Genomic DNA, 1,913 nt, shown 5'->3' with positions numbered 1-1,913 from the left:
TTACGTAAATCTGTTGCCCCTTGTGCAAGATATACTTTTTCAATTGCGATTTCTGACATCATTGTTGTTTCACCGCCTGCATCACTTGTAAGAGCACTTGCGGAGTAAAAGGCACATCTAATTCAATGGTTGCTTCTTGCATGTGAATTCGAATCGTAGCATGTATGTTTTCTTCTACGTCAGGGACATTCATAGAAAGCCAATTCACACGCTCATTTACATTTTGCTCTTCCGTTTCAGGCGATAATTTTTGCAGCCAGTAATATAGCCGATGAACCGGTAGGTTCTGTTTTTGACACCAGGCAACTTTTGATAATCCACTGTTTTTATAGTCTTGAATATAAGTTTCCCATTCTTTCTTTAATCGGTGTCTTTCCATAAAAAAACCTCCACATAAAGTATGTAAGGAGATTATCTCATGGGTTATTTACAAATAGTAGGTGGGGAATATTTGACGTTTACAAATAAACTTAACTTTCGTCCAGTCGAGCTAAAATAGGAACCTATTATATTTCTCGATAGGTTCCTTCATTAAATGGAAAAATTTTCAGGTGTGGCGGGTTATTCTTTGAATCGTTTCCGTACCCCTATATGTTTAATTGAAAAATAGTTTTGTCATAACCTTACCAACGTAAAATTCCGTCTGCACTACATGAAGTACCAACACATTCTAAATATAATCGGTAGTAACCTGAAGAAGGAGCTATTAGTGTTATACCTAAATCTCCTGTAGGAGTCATGGTCCGACCAAAAACTGTATTGCCTGTTCCATTATTTTTTACATATACTTGAACTGGGTTGCGATTGTTCGTTCGATGACTATATCCTAAATAAAATTTAGTTCCACCTTTTAAATATACTAAGGAAGTTGATTTCAATCTTTGACCATAACTAATATTAACCGCTTTAGTAGCTGCAAATCCCTCAGTGGAAAATGATAAAAATGCAATTATTGCTGTGAATACACCTACGTAATATTTAAATCTTCTTTTCAATGAGACCACATCCTTTGAAATTAGATTTTATTACATTCATAAATATTGGATGGATGGTATTATATCCCCTTCCTGATTTTTATTTTTTCAAATAAGTGTTGCTGTTATATATTTGTTTTTCCTGTTGTTTATTTACAATAAAGTTATTTAAGTTGTGAAATGTATATTTTAAAACTTAATCTAGGTCTTATTTGGAATATTTCGCTGTAATAACCAAATATCAGGAGGAAACAACCAAATAAGTAAATTAACATAAAAATTTCATAATTTAGAAATATTTATCTGTTTTATTTATAATAAGGAAGTAATAAATAAAATAGATACTTCTATTGGAAGAAAGGTGATAATGTGCAGGGAATTCGAATTGAAGAGATATATCAGGAAATATTAGATGGAAAAAGAAAAATATTCCCTCCTAATACATGGAATGAAGATATCAATCGTGAGTTATCAAAGCGGGTAACTAGATATTTAATTGAGGATGTTTTGAACTGGGGAGGGGAAGATATAAAAAGACAATGGAACAAGAAGCTAATTAAAAAGTATAAATTGGGAGGAGTTTTGGGCATTGTATATCAAGCTAGCCCCTATACAATGTTAAATGACTTATATCCAGGAAGGTTTAAAGAATGGGAATTCCAGAAATCTTCAGTTCCCGCAAACTTTTGGACAAAAGAAAAAGGATTAGAAGTTTTACGATGGACGATAGAAGAAAAAGAAAAATTAACAACAGAACAATTGTTACAAGTATATAGCAAAAAGTGGTTGATTAAAAATAAATTAGAAAGACCTTCCAGAGTATATTGGGGTTCTAGCCCGTATGCAATGCTGAATGATTTATATCCAGGAAGATTTAAAGAATGGGAATTACAGGAGACCCCCCTAAATTTTTGGACAAAAGAACAAGGATTAGAAGCC

At 32.7% G+C, this 1,913-nt stretch carries 3 protein-coding genes; 1 reads left to right on the top strand and 2 read right to left on the bottom strand.

What is annotated here, in order from left to right:
- Window positions 1-58 precede the first annotated feature (58 nt).
- Complete coding sequence (gene tnpA, locus Y7E_RS0127980; protein ID WP_017154486.1) at window positions 59-379, bottom strand: IS66 family insertion sequence element accessory protein TnpA; 321 nt, start codon at window positions 377-379, stop codon at window positions 59-61.
- Window positions 380-623: 244 nt separating this feature from the next.
- Entirely contained in the window at window positions 624-1,004 is a 381-nt protein-coding gene (locus Y7E_RS0127970) for a hypothetical protein (protein WP_034279185.1), read from the bottom strand.
- Window positions 1,005-1,343: 339 nt separating this feature from the next.
- Between Y7E_RS0127970 and Y7E_RS34665 the strand changes: the two genes are divergently transcribed.
- The coding region (locus tag Y7E_RS34665) for a DUF4046 domain-containing protein (protein WP_237741420.1) at window positions 1,344-1,913 on the top strand (570 nt) is incomplete at its 3' end.

The organism is Bacillus bingmayongensis, assembly GCF_000299035.1.
Taxonomy (GTDB): Bacteria; Bacillota; Bacilli; order Bacillales; family Bacillaceae_G; genus Bacillus_A; species Bacillus_A bingmayongensis.
This window is presented reverse-complemented; position numbering and strand designations above follow the sequence as displayed.